A 20,690-nucleotide genomic window follows, 5' to 3' on the forward strand; every position below is an offset into this window, starting at 1 on the left:
ATCCAATAAAAGTTACATGCGCATTCCTTTTTTTAAGAAAAAGCCTAAAAAGCAACAATATACCGTGGCATTCTACAATGTAGAAAATCTATTTGATCCACGGCGTAATTCCAAGATATTAGATAGTGATTATACCCCTACCGGAATCAAGAAATGGACCATGGAGCGGTATCAACGTAAATTAAAGAAATTGGCAAAGACCATGGTACAAATTGGAGCGGACGGTTTCCCTTACCCACCCGCTATTCTAGGTTTGGCCGAAGCCGAAAACAATCAAGTGCTCAAGGACCTTTTGGAAACCGAGCCATTAGAGGGTTTAGGATATGGCTTTGTACATTTTGATTCACCCGATGAACGCGGTATTGATACGGCATTAATGTACCGGAAAAAATTCTTTAAGGTAATCCATGCAGAACCACTTGCCTTAATGGTAGATAATGCGGGCGGAATTAGAGATACTACAAGGGATATTCTGTATGTGAAAGGGGAATTTAATAAGGAACTGATTCATATGTTCATTAATCATTGGCCTTCTAGACGAGAAGGGGACGTTGCTACAGCCTATAAGAGGGTTGCTGCTGCAGAGGAAATCATTCAGCGAATAGATGTTATTAAACAAACGGAACAAGACCCTAATATCATGGTTATGGGCGATTTCAATGATGATCCTTCCTCAGAAAGTATGCAACTACTCAAAAATAAGGGTGAACTCTTTAACCCTATGGAAAGACTACATATTCCCGGTAGCCAAGGCACTTCTGTCTATAATATGAAATGGAATCTCTTTGATCAGATATTGGTGTCCAGCTCCTTCTTTAATTTTGAAAAAGGGACGCATAGTTTTGATGAAGCAGCCATCTTTAAGCATAAATCCTTAATGGAGAAAAAAGGAAAATATAAGGGTACTCCGTATAGGACTTTTGTGGCGCATAAATATATGGGTGGATATAGTGACCATTTCCCGGTGTACGCTATGTTCAGCTACAACTCGTAAAGTATGTTTTGAAAGAAAATACTTACACCACAGAAAATTGAGGTTTCACAACAGTTTAGTCTATATGTAACGGTATTTCATCGAATAAATTCTACCATTCATAGGTGGTAGTAAAAGGATTATATATTTGTAGTCCAAATCTTACATATTTACCAACCTATGAATATCCGTATAAAAACGTACCGCAGTTCTAACATACTCCTTGTATGTTGTGCACTATTGTGGGGTATGCATGTAGTAATTGGTCAGACTATTGATCAACGTTTAAAGATTACCGGCAATACGAACATTTCTACCCTAGATAATTTCAAAACAAATTTACAATTGGAATATGATGCCAAAACATTACGAATAAAAAAATTGGCAGCACAAAATAATTGGAAGTTAAATGAAACCTTGGAAAATGGTAAAAAGGTTTCACTACAGGAAATAGGTGATGACGGCACTCCCTTATATTATGAAACTTATGCAGATGAAGCAGGATTGGTTTCTAGGGCCACTACTTTAAATACCAATGGTCTTTTAGGATTAAATCTTGATGGTGAAAATTTGGAAGTAGGTGTCTGGGATTCTGGCGTTGCTTTGGAGAACCACGTGGAATATACCACAAGAATGCAAATTGGTGATGAAGGTGCTGAGGTAGATAGGCATGCTACCCTTGTAACCGGTAGTATAATATCAACAGGTCTTAAAAGGGAAGCTAAAGGGGTGGCCAACAAGGCAAAGGTAGTTAGTCATGATTGGAGCAGGGATAAAATAGAGGTTGCGGAGGCTGCTGCCAATGGTATGCTACTCTCCAATCATTCTTACGGAATAATGGCAGATAGGGTACCGGATTGGTATTTTGGCGCCTATACCAAAGTGGCTCAGGATTGGGACAAGATCATGTATAACGCACCATATTATTTAATGGTTTCCGCAGCCGGAAACGCGCAAAAGAGCAACGACAATGCGTTACCTTTATTTGGTAAGACCAAAGATGGTTATGATGTCCTGTTAGGTTTTACATTGGCTAAAAATGGTATTACCGTAGCCGGTGCAAATTCTGAAATAGATAAACATGGTAATCTAAAAAAAGCCACAGTTTCGGCGTATAGTAGTTTTGGTCCTGTGGATGATGGTAGAATTAAGCCAGATCTAGCGGGTAACGGTTCTTCTATTTTATCAACGGATTCATATAGTTCCACTAGTTATAATATTTCTTCCGGTACGTCTATGGCAACGCCTGGTGTAACCGGGTCATTGCTACTTTTACAACAGTATCATGAAGAGCTATATGGTAGTTATATGCGTGCGGCAACCTTAAAAGGCTTGGCACTCCATACGGCAGATGATGTAGATGCGCCTGGGCCTGATTATAAAATGGGATGGGGCGTAATGAATAGCAAACAAGCGGCAGAGCTGTTATTTAACAAGGATTTTTCTAGCTATATAGCCGAAGAAACTTTAGAACAAGATACCACATTTTCTATGGAAGTTCGTGCAGATGAAGGCCAGACCCTTAGTGTCTCTATTTCTTGGACGGACGTTGCCTGCACTTTTGTCAATAAAGGCGAGCTGAACAATACTACCAAGGCCCTTGTCAATGATTTGGATATAAGGATTACCCAAGACGGGAAAACATTTTTACCATGGAAACTTGATCCCGCTAAAGCCAGTAATGCTGCAAGTAATGGAGATAATGAGGTAGACCCTTTTGAACGTATTGATATACCCAATGCCAAAGGAGATTATACCATTACCGTTACCCATAAAGGAAAGCTACAAAATAACCTTCAGGAATTTTCCTTAATTCTTAGCGGTGCAAAAATGAATGCGTGTACGGTAGAAGCTCCTGAGAAAATTGAAATAGAAACGGTAGACGATGCCCAATTAAACTTTTCTTGGGAACAGAATACCGATGCCCTTTATGAAGTGCAATACAAGCAAGAAGGTGAAAACGAGTGGACTACCGAATATGTTAGTGAAAACTCCTTTTCTTGGAACGGATTAATAAAGGAACAGACCTATACCTTGAGAGTTAGATCGTTTTGTTCACAAAATGTAGCTTCTGAATACGGGTATGCCGTAACATTTACCTTTAGTGGTGAAGAAACCGTATTGGAAAGCTTCAATACATTGAATGCTGCATCAGAGGTTGCTTTTACGGTGTTTCCAAATCCAGCATTTGATGAAATTCAATTAAACGTAAACACTACAGATACTACCATGTATAGGATCGTGAGTACAAATGGGGTAGCGTTAAAAATGGATAAGGTAACCAATTCTAGAATAGATGTTTCTGACCTACCACCTGGTCTATATGTACTTCAAGTTCAAGATTATGGATTTATAAAAAGCACTAAATTCTACAAATATTAAATTATTGAATACGTCTGCTTTGTGTGGTAAAGGAAAGTCCCTGTTGGCCTACGGTAGAATTCATAACTCCTTCAAATAACGGTTCTGGGCACCCTACAGGTGTTTTCCATTCAAAAATAAAATTGGATCCCGTACCTCCTTCAACATCCATTTCATCAATTATAATTTCAGTGGTTTCCAATGGGGCCAAATAAATAGGGTGTTTAAAATAACTTCTTAATGCGGCGCCATGGGTATCAAAATAGGCCCCTTTCAATAAGTAAATGGTATCCTTTTCACTGGTATTCCTTAGACTGACCATAGCGGTTAGGTTATGGGTTTTATGCTCGCTACTGCTATAAATTTGCGAGTAGATAGATAAATAGGATTTACCGTGCACCAAAGAATCCTTTGTGGGCACCGTAATCTCTCTCTTAGACCAATTTTCAGGATTTATAGAGCTTATTTCCTTTTCTTGCATACAGCTTGCAACCAATGCAATTACTGCGAATACTACCATGTATTTTTTCATAAATAAGACACTTTTAAAACCAAGGGTGACCCCAACAAAATTACATTATTCGTCCAGTTTTTATATCGTTCGGTGCTATTTTTTAATTGAAACCCTAAGGGTTACCTACTTTCTTTATTTCATCACTTTGTAGTACTTCCTGATTTCTAAGTCGCAGATATACTTGGGCAGTGGTCACCACATCCAACTCACAATACTTTATTATCCTTTTAAGATTGTTTTCCTCATAATAAACGTTCCTTACCATGCTGCCATCAATATCTTCTTTTGGGGAGGGTATACCTAGAATATGCGCCATTAATTTTAAGGAGGTATAATGCTTGTAATCTCCAAATTTCCATAGCTCCATGGTGTCTATATGGGGGACTTCCCATGGCTTTTTACCGAAGAGGTCTAGCTTGTGTGGTAAGGATATGCCGTTTATGATCATTCTACGGGCAATGTAGGGAAAATCAAATTCCTTACCGTTGTGCGCACAGAGTATATGCTTGCTATGATTAAAATGTTCATCCAATAGATTTTTGAAATCTTGCAAAAGTTTTATTTCCTCTCCATGAAACGTGGTAACCCTAAAATTTCTAGCATCGCCTTGAAAAGTCATATAGCCTACGGATATACAAATAATCTTACCAAACTCTGCCCAAATACCGGCACGCTCATAAAATTCTTCTGCCGTTATTTCGTCTTTTCTTTGGTATTGGGTCTTATGCGCCCAAAGTTCTTGGGTAGTTTCATCCAATTGATCAAACGAACGCTTTTCCGGTACGGTCTCAATATCTAAAAACAAGATATTTTCAAGATGTATTTTGTCTGGCATAGATGGTTAAGATACTAATAAGTAGATAATTATGGTAATTTCAAATTATTTACTACTCAACGTATGCGTATGTATTTTAGCTTCAATGGCCCATCTGCCTAAGCCCGTATAACCCATCATGGAATGATTTTCAATAGATAACTCATAAATGCTTACCAGATTCTGAGAAACATGGCTTTAATGTAAAAAACGGAACGGGTATCCATTAAAAGTGTATAGCATTAGCTATAGTAACGATAGGGTATAAGGGTTATTTGCTTAGTTTTTGGTAGAAGGTGTTTGTTCAACTGAATTCATCATGTTAAGTGCCGATTTTGCCAGACCACTACCGGGGAATTCCTTTAAAGTTCGCTCATAGTATTCCTTGGCTTTTTTTCCGTCACCAATTTGAGAATAGCAATATCCAATATTGGCCAAGGCCATTTCTCTATAGGACATTTTAGAGGAACTCAACAATGTTACAATTCTATACTTGTCAACCCATTCATGTTTGCTAAAGAACGTGTAACTTTTCTCAAAGTCGGAAATGGCTTCTTTGTAATTTTCTGAATTATTGTTTTTTATGCCATTTCTATGGTCTTTAGAAATTAGGTTTCTTAAGATGAATGAGGTTAATATATAGGTTATTGCACCAATAAGAAATGCATTTTCAGGATAAATCTGATACTATAACCAGACCATACCCGCCATAATTAGTAAATGCGGAATTATTGCGATATAATTGATCTGTCTAACCTTAGGTGTTTTAGAACTCATTGGTGATCTCTATGTTTTGGTTGGGAAATTTTCTTTTCTAATTCCAAATGGCATTGGATTTGGTCAATATCACGGGGTCTTTATCCGTAATTAAAATGGTTTGTTCATGTTGGGTTACATACCCGCCTTTGTTACCAACCAATGTCCACCCATCATTTAATTCTACTGCTATGGTAGATTTTGTTGAAATGAACGTCTCTATGGCAACTGTGGTGTTTTTCTTAAATCTTTCACGATTTGTCCTGACCCTGTAATTTAAAATGTTGTCCGGTTCTTCATGCAAACTTCTGCCCACACCGTGGCCAGCTAGGTTTTTAATGACCTTAAATCCAGATTTTCTTGCTTCCGTTTCTATAATTTGTCCAATGTCCGCTATTTTAACCCCTCCTTTAATGTTCGTAATGGCTTTTTTTAGAATGTCCTTAGAAGCATCTACAAGTGGCTGATGGTTATGAATGTCTTTTCCAAGAACAAAGGAACCGCCATTGTCTGACCAAAACCCGTTCAACTCTGCCGATACATCTATATTTACCAAGTCACCTTCCTGAAGTATTTTATTTTCAGAAGGAACTCCGTGGGCAACTTCTTCGTTAACACTTATGCAGGTATAGCCGGGGAATTATAGGTTTCATACGGTGCGGACCTTGCTCCATAGCGTTTTAAGATGTTACCGCCATAATCGTCCAATTCTTTTGTAGACATGCCAACTTTAGCATACGTTCTCATTAATTTTAGTGTAGTACCTACGACTTCACTAATTTTCTTCATTCCAATTAATTCAGATTCTTTTGATATGGACATCTTGTTCTTTTAATTTACTAAAAGCGAATTTATAATGATTTGAATTCTTTAAACATAAAGATAACTTTTTGCGTAGGATATTTGTTAAAGAAATTCGCAAGCAATGCATTTTTGACATTTTGTTACATGGATGGATGCAATTGAAACCCTTTTTTTATTTTAGATGCGTACCTGATACGCTAGAAATAAGCATCCCATAATAATGGCAATGTTTATACCAGCTCTTATTATCCAAGGAAATTTTGAGTAATCAATTTTTGCATAGTCACTCAGCACCACACTAAGCCCCATAAATAAAAACCATGGGGTAAATAGAAGAACAAACTCCCAGTTTAATAGTATGATCGCTAGGTCATGGAGGAATCCGCAGACAACAAAAGTGAGTATAAGCGATAATGATTTAGGCAATATGAGTTTAAGCGGTTTAAATATATATAGCCCCAGATAATACCCCCAGATTGGATTCCAGTAGTGCCAAAATACCGAGAACTTACCCGCTCCCAGAGACCTGCTCAACATATTACGAAGCGAATGGCTGTTACCCATTGGCACCCCATTTCTTCTTTTTACATAATCGGATAAATTCAAACTATTAAAATTTAAAGGATATTAGCTGTTAGAACTTCTACTCAATGCCATATGTAATGTTGGGTATGGTTTGCCAGAAGAATCCAATGCTGAACGATTTATAGTTTTAAACCCACAATGTTTATAAAACCCTACAGCTTGTTCATTCTGTTCATTTACATCAACTTTAGTTACCTCTAAGTGGTCAATAGCATATGCTAATAATGTTTTTCCTATTTTTTTACCTCTATATTCAGGGTGAATAAATAACATTTCTAAATTTTGGTCTGCTACTCCAAGAAAGCCAACTATTTTTTCATCATCATTACGTATACCCCTTAATTCAACAGCATCTAAATACGTATTTAAAATTAATGGTTTAAAGTATTCAATATCTTCTTCTTTTAAAAAGTGGTGTGTTGCCCTAACTGAAGCTTCCCAAAGTTCAACTAAACTTTTATATTCTTCTTTCTCTATAGTATCAATTTTGTTTATCATTTTTCTAGTTTGTGCTTCCGGAGTTCATTAGAACGACCTTGATTGATGACCGATATAAGAACAGGTCTTTTAATAATCTACACCATAATAAATTCCTTTGTCCAAGTCACATTTTTTTAAATACGCTAATAAAATCTTTTCTTGGATAATTCCTCTGCTACCAAAAAAGCTTATACTATCATTGTCTTTATGTACTAAAATAACAACTGGTTCACCTTCCTTGAGTATGTAAGGAGAATATATTTCATATCCTTTTGAAGGATTTTCTTTTTCCAAATTATAGATAAAATGAATATCTTTTTTTATGAAGTTATTTATAGCACTTTTTTTGTAAACTTTTGTAACTATACCTTGTACAGGAAGGAAGTCTTCATCATTATAATCCTCATAATCACGCTTATCTTTATGATTACAGCTTATAATTATAAAAAACAAGATGATAATCTTTTTCATTGGATATGGTTAGTATTGTACAAGCTGTTACTATAAAATAAGTTATTTACCATAGTTTAAAATAAAGCTGGCGCATATAAACGTCAATTTTAGATAGGCACGGTAATTAGTTCGTAAACACATATATTCCCAGCAATGTAATCAAACAAAATAAAATGGAGTAGTCCTGAATAAAAGAAGGCGAGTTTTTTATGAATTGAATAGTTGATAATCCATGTAAATAACTGCTCAAAGCAAGGTTATGATTCCGTAGTGTTATAAAAATTGCAGGGTTAAAAACCTATTGGTTTAATTTTTATTGACCTATTAGCAGGAGAGAGTGCAGCAATCGGATTATACGTTTGATCGGTAAAGGCTATGTTCAATTTTTAATTTTGCTCAAAATAAACTTATCGGTATCTAGTGCGACAATTTTAAAATTTTGGCCTTGTAGATCAATGGGTACCGTACTTGAAAGCTGCATGGATTTTTCATTGATTTTCCATGTTCCTTGCGAGTAAAACTTTGACATATTTTTACCGTTAAGACATTTTAGAACATAAGAATCGGTTATGGTACTGTCATTTGATATGGTCAAGATGGATCCATAGTCCATATTTGCATTTTCAATTCTTCTATATTCCAATAGTTGCTCGTTATGTTCATCGGATAATAACCAAGACCCTTCTAAATGCTCCAGCGCCACTTTGTTGCTTTTACACGAAAAAAGTACGGTTATCAAAAACAAGCCCATTATGTATCTAGCGGTAGTTTTCATAATTATTGCTATTTAGGTCCAAAACGTATTTTCATACATTTGGCGCTGTTTAACAGTAAGTTACAAAAATTTTTGAAAGGTCTTATGCGGCCTTTTAAATTAAACCCTATTATTTTTGTGCGATGTTACTAGGGGATTTCATCCGCAATTTCTTTCAATAATTTTGCTGTTTTTGAATCGATATCTCCATTGTACACCACATCCGATGCTTTTTTATCTGTCAGCATTTGGTAAAATATACAGGCGTTTAAAAATGCACCATTGGTATTTGGGTGGATGTCATCCTCATAAAGTTCAATTTCAGGAAAGGAGGTCCTAACTTTAAATACTTTGCTACTGTGGTTAGATTTTATGAGGTCGTTTTCTTTGGCAAGCCAATCATACGCTTTGTTGATTTCCGTAATCTCGTGCTCCAAACTCTCAAGAACGGGGGAACAGCATTTTTCTTTTTCTATGGATGGGTCAATTGAGCGGGATGCATAGCAGTATTGTTCCGGATATTCATTTTTAGAAGGCCACGTGTTGAAAAGTATAAACTTGCAATTAGGATTGGAAACTAACTTTTTAATCTCGGAAATGGCCTTGTTGGTTCTAAATTCCCTGTTTTCCGGGATTAAAACACTTACGGTGCCTGTTTGTAAAATAACGATATCCCATTTTTTCTCCGCAATCTTCAATTCCGTTGCTGTTTTCTCGCCTTCCTCTTTTTTTCGTGTGCTAATGCCGTTTTCCGTTCTTGCTGTAATGATGTCAGTTAAATGGCTACGTAATGGGAGCCCGGGAAACGTGCTTTGCTCAATTTTAATATTGGGGTTGGTTTCATTCAGCATTTTTTGCACGGTCTGTGGCATATCATGGAAATAGGTTAAGCTGTTGCCAATGAATAATACGTGTATTGCTTCTGCCGAATCTTTTTGCTTGGATGTACAGCTAAGTGCGCTTAGTAGGATTAAAAACAGTAGGAGGTTTTTCATGAATGAGGGTAATATAGATTGCTGGTAAAGTAAACATATGAGCTCAAAACAGCCGAATAGGCTGACTTGCTATTTTATACTTTATTCGCTGCTTTTTTTCAATTCTCTAATTTCATCAATAAGGCTTTTTACTGTTTAATAATCTCCATGACCATGAGGTGCACGATGTGGGTATTGAACATCTAATTTTTTCCAATAATTATGTTGCATTTCAATTCCAGCTTTTTCAGCTTCTTCTAAATTGTCAAAGATGTTTTCTTCATAAATTTTGTCATGTTTTCCTCGATCGTAATATTTCTCTCTAACATCACTCCATTTACCTATTATGGAATGGTAATAAATGTCAGGGCAAAAATCAGAATATTCATTCCACCAAAATCCTGGAGGTAAAGCAACATATTCATGATTTTCTGGAATTCTATGTGCAGAAATTTTCATATTTCTAAATGCCGTTAATGGTTTTGTATATGAATATTGGCGTGGTTAAGTAACTAATTTAGAAAACATTTACGAGCCATTGAAAATTCTGAAGGAAATTTCCAAGTATATCAGAACCAAGCAATTGTTTATACACGTTATTAACCACTTCGTTTTTTTCTAGCTTAGATTAGTTTGTCAAATTTCAATTTAGTTAGAAGTCAATGTAAGATTTTAATTTTTCCATTTAGCTATTTCGTTCTTTCAACCAGACAAAGAAAATTGCATTAGCCTAGGTGTTTTTTTAAATCAATCACTTTTTTAATTCTTTAAAGTTAACAATGCAATATCTTTAATTACTTGGGTTGGTGAATTGCAATCACAATTACTTAAACCAATAACATAAATATCCTTACTTGGAATATAAACTCCCATTGATTTATAACCAAAAATACTTCCTCCATGTTGTCTTGTTTGGTTGTTATGCATTTCTTTTAAATGCCAACCATAACCATAATTGAATTCTTCGTCATTATTTAATTTGTATTTGGTGAACGCTTTTTCTGATGTTTTTGAATTTATCAAAAGATTTTTGTTTAATGCATTTTGCCATTTCAACATATCATTTACTGTTGACATTATTGAGCCGGAAGAAAACGGAATACTATAACTTATTTGAGTTTTATTTACATATCCATTTTTTTTCTTATGATAACCATAAGCTCTTTTGGGTATAATTTTTCTATCACTACTATAATAAGATGTAGTCATGCCAGCTATATCAAAAATATTTTTTTGGATAAAATCTTCATAGCTTTCTCCGGAAACAATTTCTATTATATATCCCAAAAGCACATATCCCGAATTATTGTAGGCAAACTTTTCGCCGGGTAAAAATTCTACAGGTTCATTTTTAAAAAAATCAACCATCATTTTTGGTGTCATTTCTTTTTTTGCAATATCCCAAAGAGATTTCATTTTTGTAAAACTCTTAATTCCAGAAGTATGTGTTAATAAATGATGCAAGGTGATTTTGCTCCCCATAGGATAATCTGAAACGTATTTAGAAACTGGGTCATTCACATTTAATTTGCCTTTTTCTTCTAATATTAGAATTGAAATAGCCGTAAATTGTTTTGTCATGGAGCCAATTTGAAATACATTTTCAGAAGTTAAATTGATATCTAGTTCTAGATTGGCTTTTCCTAGTGATTTTTGATAAATAGGTTTTCCTCCTTTTGCAACTAAAAATTCACCACCTGGTCCATTTTTATCATTGAATACATGTAGAAGTAAACTGTCTATTTTAGATTCAAGATCTTGTGCAGCAACTGGATATGCCAAATTGCTAAAAATGATAAAAAAAGTTACATACAGATGGGTTAATTTATAATGTATACCTTTCATTTTATAGTTCTTGATTGATTGCTTAATTATTTATCTAGATTTTCGGTCATTTTATAACCTACAAATAATGATACACCTGCCATTAAAAATATCATTGCAGGATAAATGGCACCTTTATCAAATGTTGTGTAAATAGATAACAGCAGTGCAATAAAAACGCCAATGCCAATCCCCATTAACAAAAGTGCTAGATTTAAAAGAATTATTTTCTGAAAAGAATTACTGTTCTTGCCAAAAATACTTGCGTCTGCTCCTTTTTCAATAAGCGCTAGACGTTCTTTGTTTCTAGTAGATAAATAAAGGTAAACGATACCGAAAATTGCTAAAAACAAACTTATTGGAATTAAAATACTAATGTCCATAATTTTTATATTTAAATTGATTAATAATTAAGGCGTTCATTAGCTATGACGGCTATAGTTTCATTTTGGTTACACATTATTAATAATTTTTTTTAACAGTAATATGTAACCATTTGCGGTTTATTGTCGTCTTATCAGTTATATGGGTTTTATAAACGACCAACATCATATTAATCTAATATTAGAAGGAAATACAAATGAATTTTCTGTGTTGGTAAATCAATACAAGGACTTAGTCTTTACACTATCCTATAAAATATTAAAAAGTAAAGAAGAAGCAGAAGAGGCTTCACAAGATACTTTTGTAAAAATTTATCGTTCATTGCATAAGTTTAAAGGAGACGCTAAATTTTCAACTTGGATTTATAAGATAACTTATAATACCTGTTTGGATAAATTAAAAAAATGTAAAGAAATAAACTCAACTATTTATATAGAAGATTTTAATAAGCATCAAGTACATGTAATGGAAGATGTTCTAAACAATATTGATGAGAAAGAAAGAAATCAAAAAATACAAGAGTGCTTGTTTCTTTTACCCAGTAAAGAAGCATTTTTATTAACCTTATATTATTTTGATGACCAGTCTACAGAAGAAATTGCTAAGATTTTGGATTGTAGTGCTAATAATGTTAAAATAAAACTATTTAGAAGCCGAAAAAAACTGGCTTCAATCTTAAAAAGGCAATTAGAACCCGAAATACTTGCATCTTATGAAAGAAAATAACGATAAACTTTTAGAAAAATTAGTAGATAAGATGATGAAAGATTCTCCAGTGGAATCCCCTTCTTTTGATTTTACAGCAAATGTAATGTCTAAAGTTTTTAAAACTAAAACTAATGAAGCTTATTTGTACAAACCATTGATTCCTAAATCGGTTTTCTTTATCATTTTTGTAAGTGTTATTCTCTTGTTTATGTACGCTTTTATTAATGGTGAAGCATCAACAGATAGTTGGGCTAATCATTTAAATTTCACCAAGGCTTATAGTAAGTTATCAATTTCATTTTTAAGTGTTTCAAAAGAGACAACTTATATAATATTCGCAGCAATTTTAATGTTTTTAGTTCAAATCACATTCTTAAAAAAATACTTTGATAATAAGAAAATGTTCTAATTTAGAAAATGAATTTTTTAGTTTTTAAGTAATGAATGGTAACACAGCGCTATGTACGACATCTGCGAAAGCAGTGGGCGAGTAGTAGCGTTGGAAAAACGAGATGTAGCACATAGGGTCGACGTAGGAGAATGCAACATCATCGGTCTAGTATAAGAATAGTAGCGGATTTTCACGCACTTACTTTTTAGTTAAACACAGACCTTTTTTATATTTACTTACTTTCGTTTTGGCGATTAAACCGCTATTATTTTTATACATTGTTGTACACAGTGCTTGTTCCTTCCTTTGGTAGCCAATCGTTCGGAATTAATTTCAATCCATCTCTCCAAATTTCAGTAACCGAATTTCTAAATCTGTCATTGTTAAGATAAGCGTGGTCTGTAATTATGACTTGTAAATTTGGTGTCAATGATTCTACCACATTAAACATAAAATCAAACATCTTATTTACTGCTATCTCATCTGCACTTACTTCAACGACATTATCACTCTTTTCTGGTGGATAATAAACTTGGGTTGGTTGGTCAATAATTATAAAATTTGGAACAGGTCTGTCGTTTTGAATGAAATGTTTATGAAGTGCAAATACAATAAGCAAATGATATGCAACCCAATTAGCACCACTACCAATTTGTGGCAAAGCAATTGGCTTAGTTTCAGAATCAATAAACATAGTTAACCGATTGATATCAAACCTGATTGGATTATCCTCATATTCAACATCTAAACCTTCTACCCATTTACTCATTTGAAGATTGATTTTATTTAATATTGACAATAACATTTCTTTTTCGTTATCGCTATCAACTTCTTTTTCGAGGTTAGTAATTCTAGTTTTTAAATTTTCAATTTTAGAATCAATACTTTCAGTTTCTTGTTCGACAACAACACTTTCTAAAAATAAACTGACGCGACCAATTATCTTTCCTCTTCGTAAATTTAGGTCTCTTACGGTTCTCGCCTTTTCATTTTGGACATAGAGTGCCGAAATACTCTTTTCAACCCTTTTCAAATCAGTTTCTAATGAATGATATTGCGTTTCTACAGAGTCAATATAAGATTGTATCCTAGGGCTTTCAGCTTTGGTAAACTTTAGGTCTTCTCTAATATTTGCTAAGGACTTATTTATGTTATCTATTGAAGGTATTGGATTGGTCAAATCATTTTCGCACAATGGACATAATGATTTATCCTGATTAGAATCGTTATATAGATTAATTGATTCTAGTCGTACTTCCTGTTGTTTTGCTTCTGATGAGTAACCAAATGAGTTTTTTAGATAGTCTGTCGCTGCCTTTTTATTGTCTGATATTTTACTTAATTCAGTTTTTAACTCACTTCTTTTGTCAATTAGTTCTTTTAGTGCTGAGTTTTCCGCTTTAACCTCCAATGGTTGATATTCCCACTTTGACACATATTCTAAAAATGAATAAGCATCCTTTTGGTTCTGTGGGTTGACTGATTTTTCTAATATGCCAATTTCCTTTGCTTCATCAATAAGAGAAAAGGCTTGACTAATTCCTTCCGATTTTATTTTCTCTGACTCTCGTTTTTCTCTTAATAACCTATTTAATAGTTTTTTAAGTTGTGTTATTTCGCTTTCTATAGCTAGAGAATTTTCATTTACTGCTCCTAAAAAATAAGGAAGAGTATCTTTTATAGATTGGGGAACAAATTCTTTATTCTGATTGTAAAATAATTGATATGGGTCAGCTACCAAATATTGAGGTTGGTAACAATAAAAACGTGAATGTTTGAAATTAGCCTTTAACGGTTCTCTAGTTAATGAATCAGGAACGTGAACATTTTCCGAAACACCAATTTTTCGAGTCAAAAACTCTTTTAGAGAGTCAATGTTTAAATTAGAGTTTAACTCATCTAATTCAGGTAAGTTATCCCCTAAATTCCTAATTAAACAAACTGTTGTGGATGCTTGAACACCCTTTACGTTAGGGTTTTCACGTGCAATAAAAGCAGTCTCTGAATCTTTAAATTTTACTAGAATACTAAAATATGAAACAGTATCACGTATTATTCCTTCTGGGATATCGCAACCGCTTGAAGCTAAACAATAATTGATTATTTCAATCAATGCAGATTTTCCCGATTTCGATTCTCCCGTTATTATGTTGACTTTACCAATTTCGAACGGTAAAACTCGTTTTTCTCCACTAAGACTATATAGTATAATTTTCTGTATTTGCATATTTACGGCGTGATTCTTAAAAATGAATAAATTGACTTAACATCACTAGTTGAAGATAGCCACTTTCCAAGCATCTCTGCTTTTTTTAATATTTCATTATATTCTTGATAATCTTCTTTATTTATTTTTTTAACTCTTTCATCACTTGCAACGATTTCAGCATTATCATTGAACTCTATTTTGTTATGAGCTAAAAGAAAAGACAAAGCTTCTTTGGTATATTTGACCATACTTTTTGTGCGTTTTGAAAAATCAAAAAATAAATCATCATTTTTCTCAACCCAAACAAAGAAATATGTTCTGACTGACCTTGGCATACGTTCTCTAGTTGCTTTGTGTAAAACTATTGGCAAAATTATGAACGCATATGCATAAGGAAATTTTGTGTTCGTATGTTTATTATATTCTTTAGCACAAACCCTAATTATTTCTCCACAAAAAGCAGGATTAAATAGATTTGCAACTATAGTGTTTCTCTCTGTCCAACTTATGTTCATATTTCGTCTTTAAAGTTTGGATGCCAACCTATTTTTTTAGAGTCAGCAAGTATTTGGTAACTTCCTCTAGTTAAATAATCTTGATTAAATTTTTCTCTTATTTTAATTTGAGGACAAGTTTTCGCAAACTGTTCCAAATAGAAACCTTTTCCTAAATCTGTTAGTTCATCTAAGGATTTATCTTCTGCTTCGTCACTCATAATGTCAAATATGTTTTTCCAATAATCGTGTAATTTTAAATCATATTCTTCTTCTTCGTCTGGATTTAATAGATGAAGTCGTAACCATTTTGAGCGTTGTTCGAATGCTCTTCTAAAATCACTTATTGCGAGTTTTAATATTTTTGAATTAGATTTTATTTTAATTAATTCTAGTTGTTTTAAAAAGTTTCTTTCTTTCAAATTTTCTACGTCTTCATCAGTTATTTCTAACTGAACAGGAAAGTGATTAGGTAGGTTGTCTGCTTGAAAAGAATCACTAATATTTGCTATTTTAAGTTGTAATTCACTTGAACTAATAGAATCAATATTTAAAGTCAAATTATCAATGGATTTCCTAAACCACCAACCTTCTAAAATTTCAAGAAATGCATCTATAGTATTTGGATAAGTAGAAAAAATCAACTCCTTTTTGATTTTATCATTAATTTCAGTAATGCCAATTGAATTATCTAAAATACGAATACGCTTAATTAGATTTTTTTTATTTTCTATGGATAGGTTTTGATAAGCCAAGTAAGCCTTTTCATTAGTTTTATTTGTGGACTCAATTGCTATTTTATCTAGAGCACTAATAACTTCTAAAACCTCACTATCTAAAGTTATGTTTTTTTTGAACTTATGAAGTACACTTGTTTCTGGAATCTCTTCTGTTGTTATTAGATTGAAAATTGTTGAGTCCAAATCTATCGTTCCATTATTTATGTACTCAGACCATATTCGAATAGTTTTCCAAAAATCTACGCTTGCATCTGTAAGATTTGCTTTATTCTTAATATGTAATTTAGTTTGTAAGAGCTGTAAAGTATTAATATCCTCAATTTCAATATCATCCAAGTTTTCAATTCTAACTTTTGGATTATCAAGTTCCTTCGAGTGTGTTAATAAAATTAATAAAGCATATTTGATTTGATAAAAGTAGCCTAGTGATGGTTCTTTCGCAGAAAAGTCAGTAAATGTTGATGTCATAAATTTAAATTTTGTTCAGTTACCTGAGTTTTCTGTGCATTGTGTACAACGTTTAGTATATGGCAAGTAGGGCAGTAGAAAGCAATAAACTTTCAAGTTTGCACTGAGCCAAAACGTTGTATTTTGTTTTTAATTTGTTCATTCTTAAAAGCCAAATCAACGATTTGTCGGTATTGGTAAATAGCAGTGAACTTTCGTAACCAATGAACGCCCTATTTGCTATATACCGTGTTAGCTGCTGGCTTTTTTCCATTTGTCTACTCGTTCAAAAATTCTATTTCCTAATTCAATTCCTTCTTCTCCAACAAAATCATCCCAAGCGCAAGTTGGAGCAAACCATAACCAGAAACGTGATAAGTCCGTCTGGTTGCCAAATTCAATATCATCAATAGCTTCTATAAGAGCTTCATGAAATTCTTCAGCGGACAAAAACTCTCCTGAGTATCCGCCTTTATATTCAGCTAGTATTTTTTCTGCTGCATGCAAATCTTCAAGTAATTCAAAGAACTCCCACTTTTTCCAATAGTCAACTTTTGAAAGATTATCAGGTCTATTGCTTTTGAATATTTTACTCAGAATTCCCATTTTGTTAGTAGATGATGATTTTTACTGCTAAGTATATTGACAATCCTAAAGTCGTCAAAATTGCAAGTAAAGACCTTAGGTTTTGTTTGTTAATCATCTTACCATACTTCTCTACATCTGTCGAGAGGTTCCAATTCATACGTTGAGATGCATGTCTGTAAACTTCCATCTGTCTTTGTTCGAGAAATATCAGGTAGAAAATATTCAGAAGAGGTAAAAGAGCTATCCAAATATTGAAAATTGGGTTTTCAGATGGGAACTTACCAAAACCGACAAAAGCAGCAATTAAAATACTATTTACACTAAACAGCTTGTCGTGTATGCGGTCAAAACTCGATTGAATTTTTGTTGCAGCTTCATCTCCTTCTTTTTCCGCTTTCTTTATTAATTGTTCCGATTCAGAAGTCAATTCATCAGTAGAAACTCTTGCTTCATTTTTCTGAAGAAGGTCTCGAATCTCTTCTAATATTTTGGTTGTCTTTGAATCTTCCATTTGCTTGCAGCTAACAATCGTATATGTGCACTATTACACATATACTCTAATATTAAGGAATATAGATAATAGCTTAATTTCTATCCTCTGATATCCTGGTCAAGAATAAACCTACAAATATTTGCGTATTTTCAATTACGGAAATCTATAATCGTCTCACATTTAACAGGTTTCATAGGAAAAGTTAAAAAAGTGGTTTTAAAATTAGCAAACTAGGTACTTAGTCTGTTCTGGCGGAATATTTTGGTAACATCACTAGAGTGGAGTGCCCACAGGCGTGTTGTATGCAGGGTAAGCGGCAGAGCACGGTAGCGCCCTTTTTGGGAACCTTGACCCAGTTCATGGGACTGTGGGAGATACATACATCGCATTCGCACTGGCGAATATTGACGGTCAACTACTAACAGGCTATAAAAAAAGCCCCTTGAAGAGGCTTATATCGGTCGTATTTATTTCTAATCAATGGCTTGTAAACGGTTACCATTGTTATAGTTTGTTTCCTATTTTACTATTTTTCAATATCGTATTCTACTGAAATTAATTCAATTGAATTTACAGTAGCAAGACCTGTATCATATGATTCTTCCTGGTCAAAACTTAGAGTACATGCTGAATTTGGACTAATTTCATAACAAGGCGAAAGGTTAGAGGAAATCTGGGAAGTAACAAGTCCATCAGCATTTGTAGTTATAGTATGATATCCTTTTATTGATTTATCGTTTGGGTTTATGAAATTTATCTCATAATGTAATCTTTGAGAATTATTTCCTGTGTCAGGAATGAATTCAAAAAATAATATTTCAATTTGTACACTTTCAAGTGTATCTTCTTCCATTATATCATCACTATTATTGCTACATCCATTTAGCACTAATAATGCTACTATTAGCGAAAAAACTTTTTTTATCATTAGAACACTTTTTTAAATTTTTTTTATTGGAATATGAAGGTAATTGGGCATCTGCCTTTTGATTTATTGAAAGACCCATTCACTTTTTAGGAAACCATATTGGTCCGTTTTTACAAGTCTTACTTCCTTTTCCCATATTACATAACCTGAACTACCTTGTACAAATAAATCTTTCTTTATAAATATAGCCAAATTTAAAATTTGGCAACTTTCAAAAAATGCCCAAACCGTGGTGTTAACTACAAATTGCGCTATTTTAATATACTTTGTTAGCAGTAGTAATTTTTCAATTAAATGATGTCCTGAATTGCAATGGTGTTTGTTGTGTGTTTTTACTTTTATTTTGAGATGTAAGCCGCTATTACTTATACACCGTGTCATCTGCCGGCTCATTTTCAATTTCTAACCAATTCAGTTGATATTCTTGCTCATAGAGATTCTTATCTTTAGTTACCGAATCTTTGTAATCACTTAGTCCAACTTCCCCTTTTTCTACAGATAAATTTGATTTTGTGCTTTGCTTAACCAGGTCTTTCATCTTATCTGTTACCGGCATAAATCATCATTTTTTTCATTCTGTTTTGCTTTCAGCGTACCGGCCAAGCGTAGTGCGGAGGCAAGGAAGCTTTTGGTTTCCGCCTGCCTGCCCGCGAGGCAGGTATATACAGACCTTGTGATCTTGCCTTAAAGTCCGCATTATTTTTAGGGATTGTTGTAAAACGTTTTAATCCAGTGTAAATTCAGGGTTTAAGAATGTATAAATCTGTCCGCCAATATTGACAGTTATTACGTCATCATTAATTTTATTCAAAACATCAAATCGATTTTCCAATTCAAGTTTTTTTACAAATAGAACTCGTTGTTGTGATTTATTAATATGACTATTTCCTATCAATTTCTTCTTTTCAAAAACTCCATGTTTACTTGATTCAACAGAAATAGGTATATCTTTTATTGGTAACGTTGATGACCCACTCATGGCTATTAGAACTATTAAAGAATTATGGTAAGTACCGTAATCTTGCCAGAATCCTGGCATTATATTTAAATTAGAATTAACATTGAATTTCACATTATAAAAATCGCCTTGGATTTCATTAAAAGTGCCACTTTCATTAAAAAACAAGTAAGGTAAGAGCCTAAAATATGATTTTTTATAAGTTGAATTAATGGCGGCAATTCCATTTGAATTCAATTTGGAGGCTGGAATTTCAGATTGTATTTCAGGTCTTGGCAATTTAGATGTGCTCGAGCAGGAAATTACAATTAGTGATATTAAATATAGTAATCGTTTCAATTTTTTAAGTGTTTTATAACGGTGTTGGCTTTTTCAGTTCCAATTCCGCTATCTTTTAATTTTAGTGCTTTTTATCGTGACAAGGCTTACAAATAGAAACTAACCATTTTATTGGTTCCTTTCCGATATTCTTTTTTGCATATCTTTTATGGTGAACTTGTGTCGCTCGTTTTCCACAATAAACACATTTCCAATTATCTCTTTTGAGAACTATATATCTTTTTCTTTTCCAATCGTCTGATTTTAAATAAACGTTTCTATAATAATCTCGACGACGTTTTCTTTTGATGTCAAATCTCCATTGCTTAAATAGCCAACCACCAATTCCAAGAATTATTAATAATAAAATTTCAGAACTCATTCAAAAGTTATTTTTTTCGAACGGAAAATTGGCTTTTTTATAATGTCCTCCAGTATTAAAGCCAACAAGCATATACGTGCACTTTTACACATATACCCTAATAGCGATGAATATGTGTAATATTTTATTTTTCTAATCACTAGTATCCTATTCAAGAATAAACCTACAATTATTTGCGTATTTTCCATTACAGAAATCTATAATCGGCTCCTAAATAACAGGTTCCTAAGGAAAAGTTAGGAAAGTGGTCTTAAAAATCACGAACCAACTAACTAGTCGGTTTTGTGTTGAAAAATGTAAATAGACCATGTGAAATGATAGGATAGGCGTTACTGGAATATCGACCTAATGCATGAAT

Annotated in this window: 24 protein-coding genes and 1 pseudogene; 4 read left to right on the top strand and 21 right to left on the bottom strand. The window is 33.4% G+C overall.

Annotation, left to right across the window (positions count from 1 at the left end; all coding sequences use genetic code 11):
- Window positions 1-16 precede the first annotated feature (16 nt).
- On the top strand, window positions 17-994 hold the full coding sequence (locus JM81_RS12425; protein ID WP_144803862.1) for an endonuclease/exonuclease/phosphatase family protein: 978 nt from the start codon (window positions 17-19) through the stop codon (window positions 992-994).
- A gap of 228 nt (window positions 995-1,222) precedes the next feature.
- A complete protein-coding gene (locus tag JM81_RS12430) occupies window positions 1,223-3,355 on the top strand; it encodes a S8 family serine peptidase (RefSeq protein ID WP_186435572.1) in 2,133 nt (710 codons plus the stop codon).
- Between the two features lies 1 nt (window position 3,356).
- Here the strand turns inward: JM81_RS12430 and JM81_RS12435 are convergent, their stop codons facing one another.
- The 12 genes and pseudogenes from JM81_RS12435 to JM81_RS12490 form a co-directional block, all read right to left on the bottom strand.
- On the bottom strand, window positions 3,357-3,866 hold the full coding sequence (locus JM81_RS12435; protein WP_144803867.1) for a DUF3124 domain-containing protein: 510 nt from the start codon (window positions 3,864-3,866) through the stop codon (window positions 3,357-3,359).
- Window positions 3,867-3,960: 94 nt separating this feature from the next.
- Window positions 3,961-4,683, bottom strand: a complete 723-nt coding sequence (locus tag JM81_RS12440) for a 3'-5' exonuclease (protein WP_144803869.1) — start codon at window positions 4,681-4,683, stop codon at window positions 3,961-3,963.
- 258 nt (window positions 4,684-4,941) lie between these two features.
- Window positions 4,942-5,121: a tetratricopeptide repeat protein gene (locus JM81_RS12445; protein WP_144803871.1), complete on the bottom strand. Its 180-nt coding sequence runs from the start codon at window positions 5,119-5,121 to the stop codon at window positions 4,942-4,944.
- A 355-nt stretch (window positions 5,122-5,476) separates the two neighbouring features.
- Window positions 5,477-6,240: pseudogene (gene map / locus JM81_RS12450) on the bottom strand (type I methionyl aminopeptidase).
- A 159-nt stretch (window positions 6,241-6,399) separates the two neighbouring features.
- On the bottom strand, window positions 6,400-6,786 hold the full coding sequence (locus JM81_RS18690) for an MBOAT family O-acyltransferase (RefSeq protein ID WP_144805638.1): 387 nt from the start codon (window positions 6,784-6,786) through the stop codon (window positions 6,400-6,402).
- A 63-nt stretch (window positions 6,787-6,849) separates the two neighbouring features.
- Window positions 6,850-7,305: a GNAT family N-acetyltransferase gene (locus JM81_RS12460; protein ID WP_144803873.1), complete on the bottom strand. Its 456-nt coding sequence runs from the start codon at window positions 7,303-7,305 to the stop codon at window positions 6,850-6,852.
- 69 nt (window positions 7,306-7,374) lie between these two features.
- Window positions 7,375-7,758: a hypothetical protein gene (locus JM81_RS12465; protein WP_144803875.1), complete on the bottom strand. Its 384-nt coding sequence runs from the start codon at window positions 7,756-7,758 to the stop codon at window positions 7,375-7,377.
- 361 nt (window positions 7,759-8,119) lie between these two features.
- Entirely contained in the window at window positions 8,120-8,515 is a 396-nt protein-coding gene (locus tag JM81_RS12470) for a lipocalin family protein (protein ID WP_144803877.1), read from the bottom strand.
- 128 nt (window positions 8,516-8,643) lie between these two features.
- Window positions 8,644-9,489 (bottom strand): DUF4886 domain-containing protein, encoded by an 846-nt coding sequence (locus tag JM81_RS12475; RefSeq protein ID WP_144803879.1) that lies wholly within the window; start codon window positions 9,487-9,489, stop codon window positions 8,644-8,646.
- A gap of 135 nt (window positions 9,490-9,624) precedes the next feature.
- Complete coding sequence (locus JM81_RS12480) at window positions 9,625-9,927, bottom strand: hypothetical protein (protein WP_144803880.1); 303 nt, start codon at window positions 9,925-9,927, stop codon at window positions 9,625-9,627.
- 300 nt (window positions 9,928-10,227) lie between these two features.
- Window positions 10,228-11,313, bottom strand: coding sequence for a serine hydrolase domain-containing protein (locus JM81_RS12485; protein ID WP_144803882.1), 1,086 nt, complete (start codon window positions 11,311-11,313; stop codon window positions 10,228-10,230).
- Window positions 11,314-11,339: 26 nt separating this feature from the next.
- Window positions 11,340-11,675 (bottom strand): DUF6249 domain-containing protein, encoded by a 336-nt coding sequence (locus JM81_RS12490; RefSeq protein WP_144803884.1) that lies wholly within the window; start codon window positions 11,673-11,675, stop codon window positions 11,340-11,342.
- Window positions 11,676-11,817: 142 nt separating this feature from the next.
- On the opposite strand from JM81_RS12490, the gene JM81_RS12495 reads away from it, so the two are divergent.
- Window positions 11,818-12,402 carry an RNA polymerase sigma factor gene (locus JM81_RS12495; RefSeq protein WP_144803886.1) on the top strand — a complete coding sequence of 195 codons (585 nt, stop codon included), beginning with the start codon at window positions 11,818-11,820 and terminating at the stop codon, window positions 12,400-12,402.
- Complete coding sequence (locus tag JM81_RS12500) at window positions 12,389-12,793, top strand: hypothetical protein (RefSeq protein WP_144803888.1); 405 nt, start codon at window positions 12,389-12,391, stop codon at window positions 12,791-12,793. The genes JM81_RS12495 and JM81_RS12500 overlap by 14 nt, the downstream gene beginning before the upstream one ends.
- A gap of 253 nt (window positions 12,794-13,046) precedes the next feature.
- On the opposite strand, the gene JM81_RS12505 is transcribed toward JM81_RS12500, so the two are convergent.
- From JM81_RS12505 to JM81_RS12550, 9 genes are all read right to left on the bottom strand, one after another.
- Entirely contained in the window at window positions 13,047-15,002 is a 1,956-nt protein-coding gene (locus tag JM81_RS12505) for a DUF3732 domain-containing protein (protein WP_144803890.1), read from the bottom strand.
- A 2-nt stretch (window positions 15,003-15,004) separates the two neighbouring features.
- A complete protein-coding gene (locus JM81_RS12510) occupies window positions 15,005-15,499 on the bottom strand; it encodes a three component ABC system middle component (protein ID WP_144803892.1) in 495 nt (164 codons plus the stop codon).
- Complete coding sequence (locus tag JM81_RS12515) at window positions 15,496-16,686, bottom strand: ABC-three component system protein (RefSeq protein WP_144803894.1); 1,191 nt, start codon at window positions 16,684-16,686, stop codon at window positions 15,496-15,498. Before JM81_RS12515 ends, JM81_RS12510 begins: the two co-directional genes overlap by 4 nt.
- 231 nt (window positions 16,687-16,917) lie before the next feature.
- A complete protein-coding gene (locus JM81_RS12525) occupies window positions 16,918-17,271 on the bottom strand; it encodes a hypothetical protein (protein WP_144803898.1) in 354 nt (117 codons plus the stop codon).
- Window positions 17,272-17,275: 4 nt separating this feature from the next.
- A complete protein-coding gene (locus tag JM81_RS12530; RefSeq protein WP_144803900.1) occupies window positions 17,276-17,764 on the bottom strand; it encodes a hypothetical protein in 489 nt (162 codons plus the stop codon).
- A 508-nt stretch (window positions 17,765-18,272) separates the two neighbouring features.
- Window positions 18,273-18,674 (bottom strand): hypothetical protein, encoded by a 402-nt coding sequence (locus JM81_RS12535; RefSeq protein WP_144803902.1) that lies wholly within the window; start codon window positions 18,672-18,674, stop codon window positions 18,273-18,275.
- A gap of 361 nt (window positions 18,675-19,035) precedes the next feature.
- Window positions 19,036-19,230 (bottom strand): hypothetical protein, encoded by a 195-nt coding sequence (locus JM81_RS12540; protein WP_144803904.1) that lies wholly within the window; start codon window positions 19,228-19,230, stop codon window positions 19,036-19,038.
- Between the two features lie 168 nt (window positions 19,231-19,398).
- Complete coding sequence (locus tag JM81_RS12545) at window positions 19,399-19,971, bottom strand: hypothetical protein (protein WP_144803906.1); 573 nt, start codon at window positions 19,969-19,971, stop codon at window positions 19,399-19,401.
- Window positions 19,972-20,032: 61 nt separating this feature from the next.
- Complete coding sequence (locus JM81_RS12550; protein ID WP_144803908.1) at window positions 20,033-20,332, bottom strand: HNH endonuclease; 300 nt, start codon at window positions 20,330-20,332, stop codon at window positions 20,033-20,035.
- Window positions 20,333-20,690 lie beyond the last annotated feature (358 nt).

This window comes from Maribacter sp. MAR_2009_72, from assembly GCF_007827235.1.
In the GTDB taxonomy this organism is placed as follows: domain Bacteria; phylum Bacteroidota; class Bacteroidia; order Flavobacteriales; family Flavobacteriaceae; genus Maribacter; species Maribacter sedimenticola.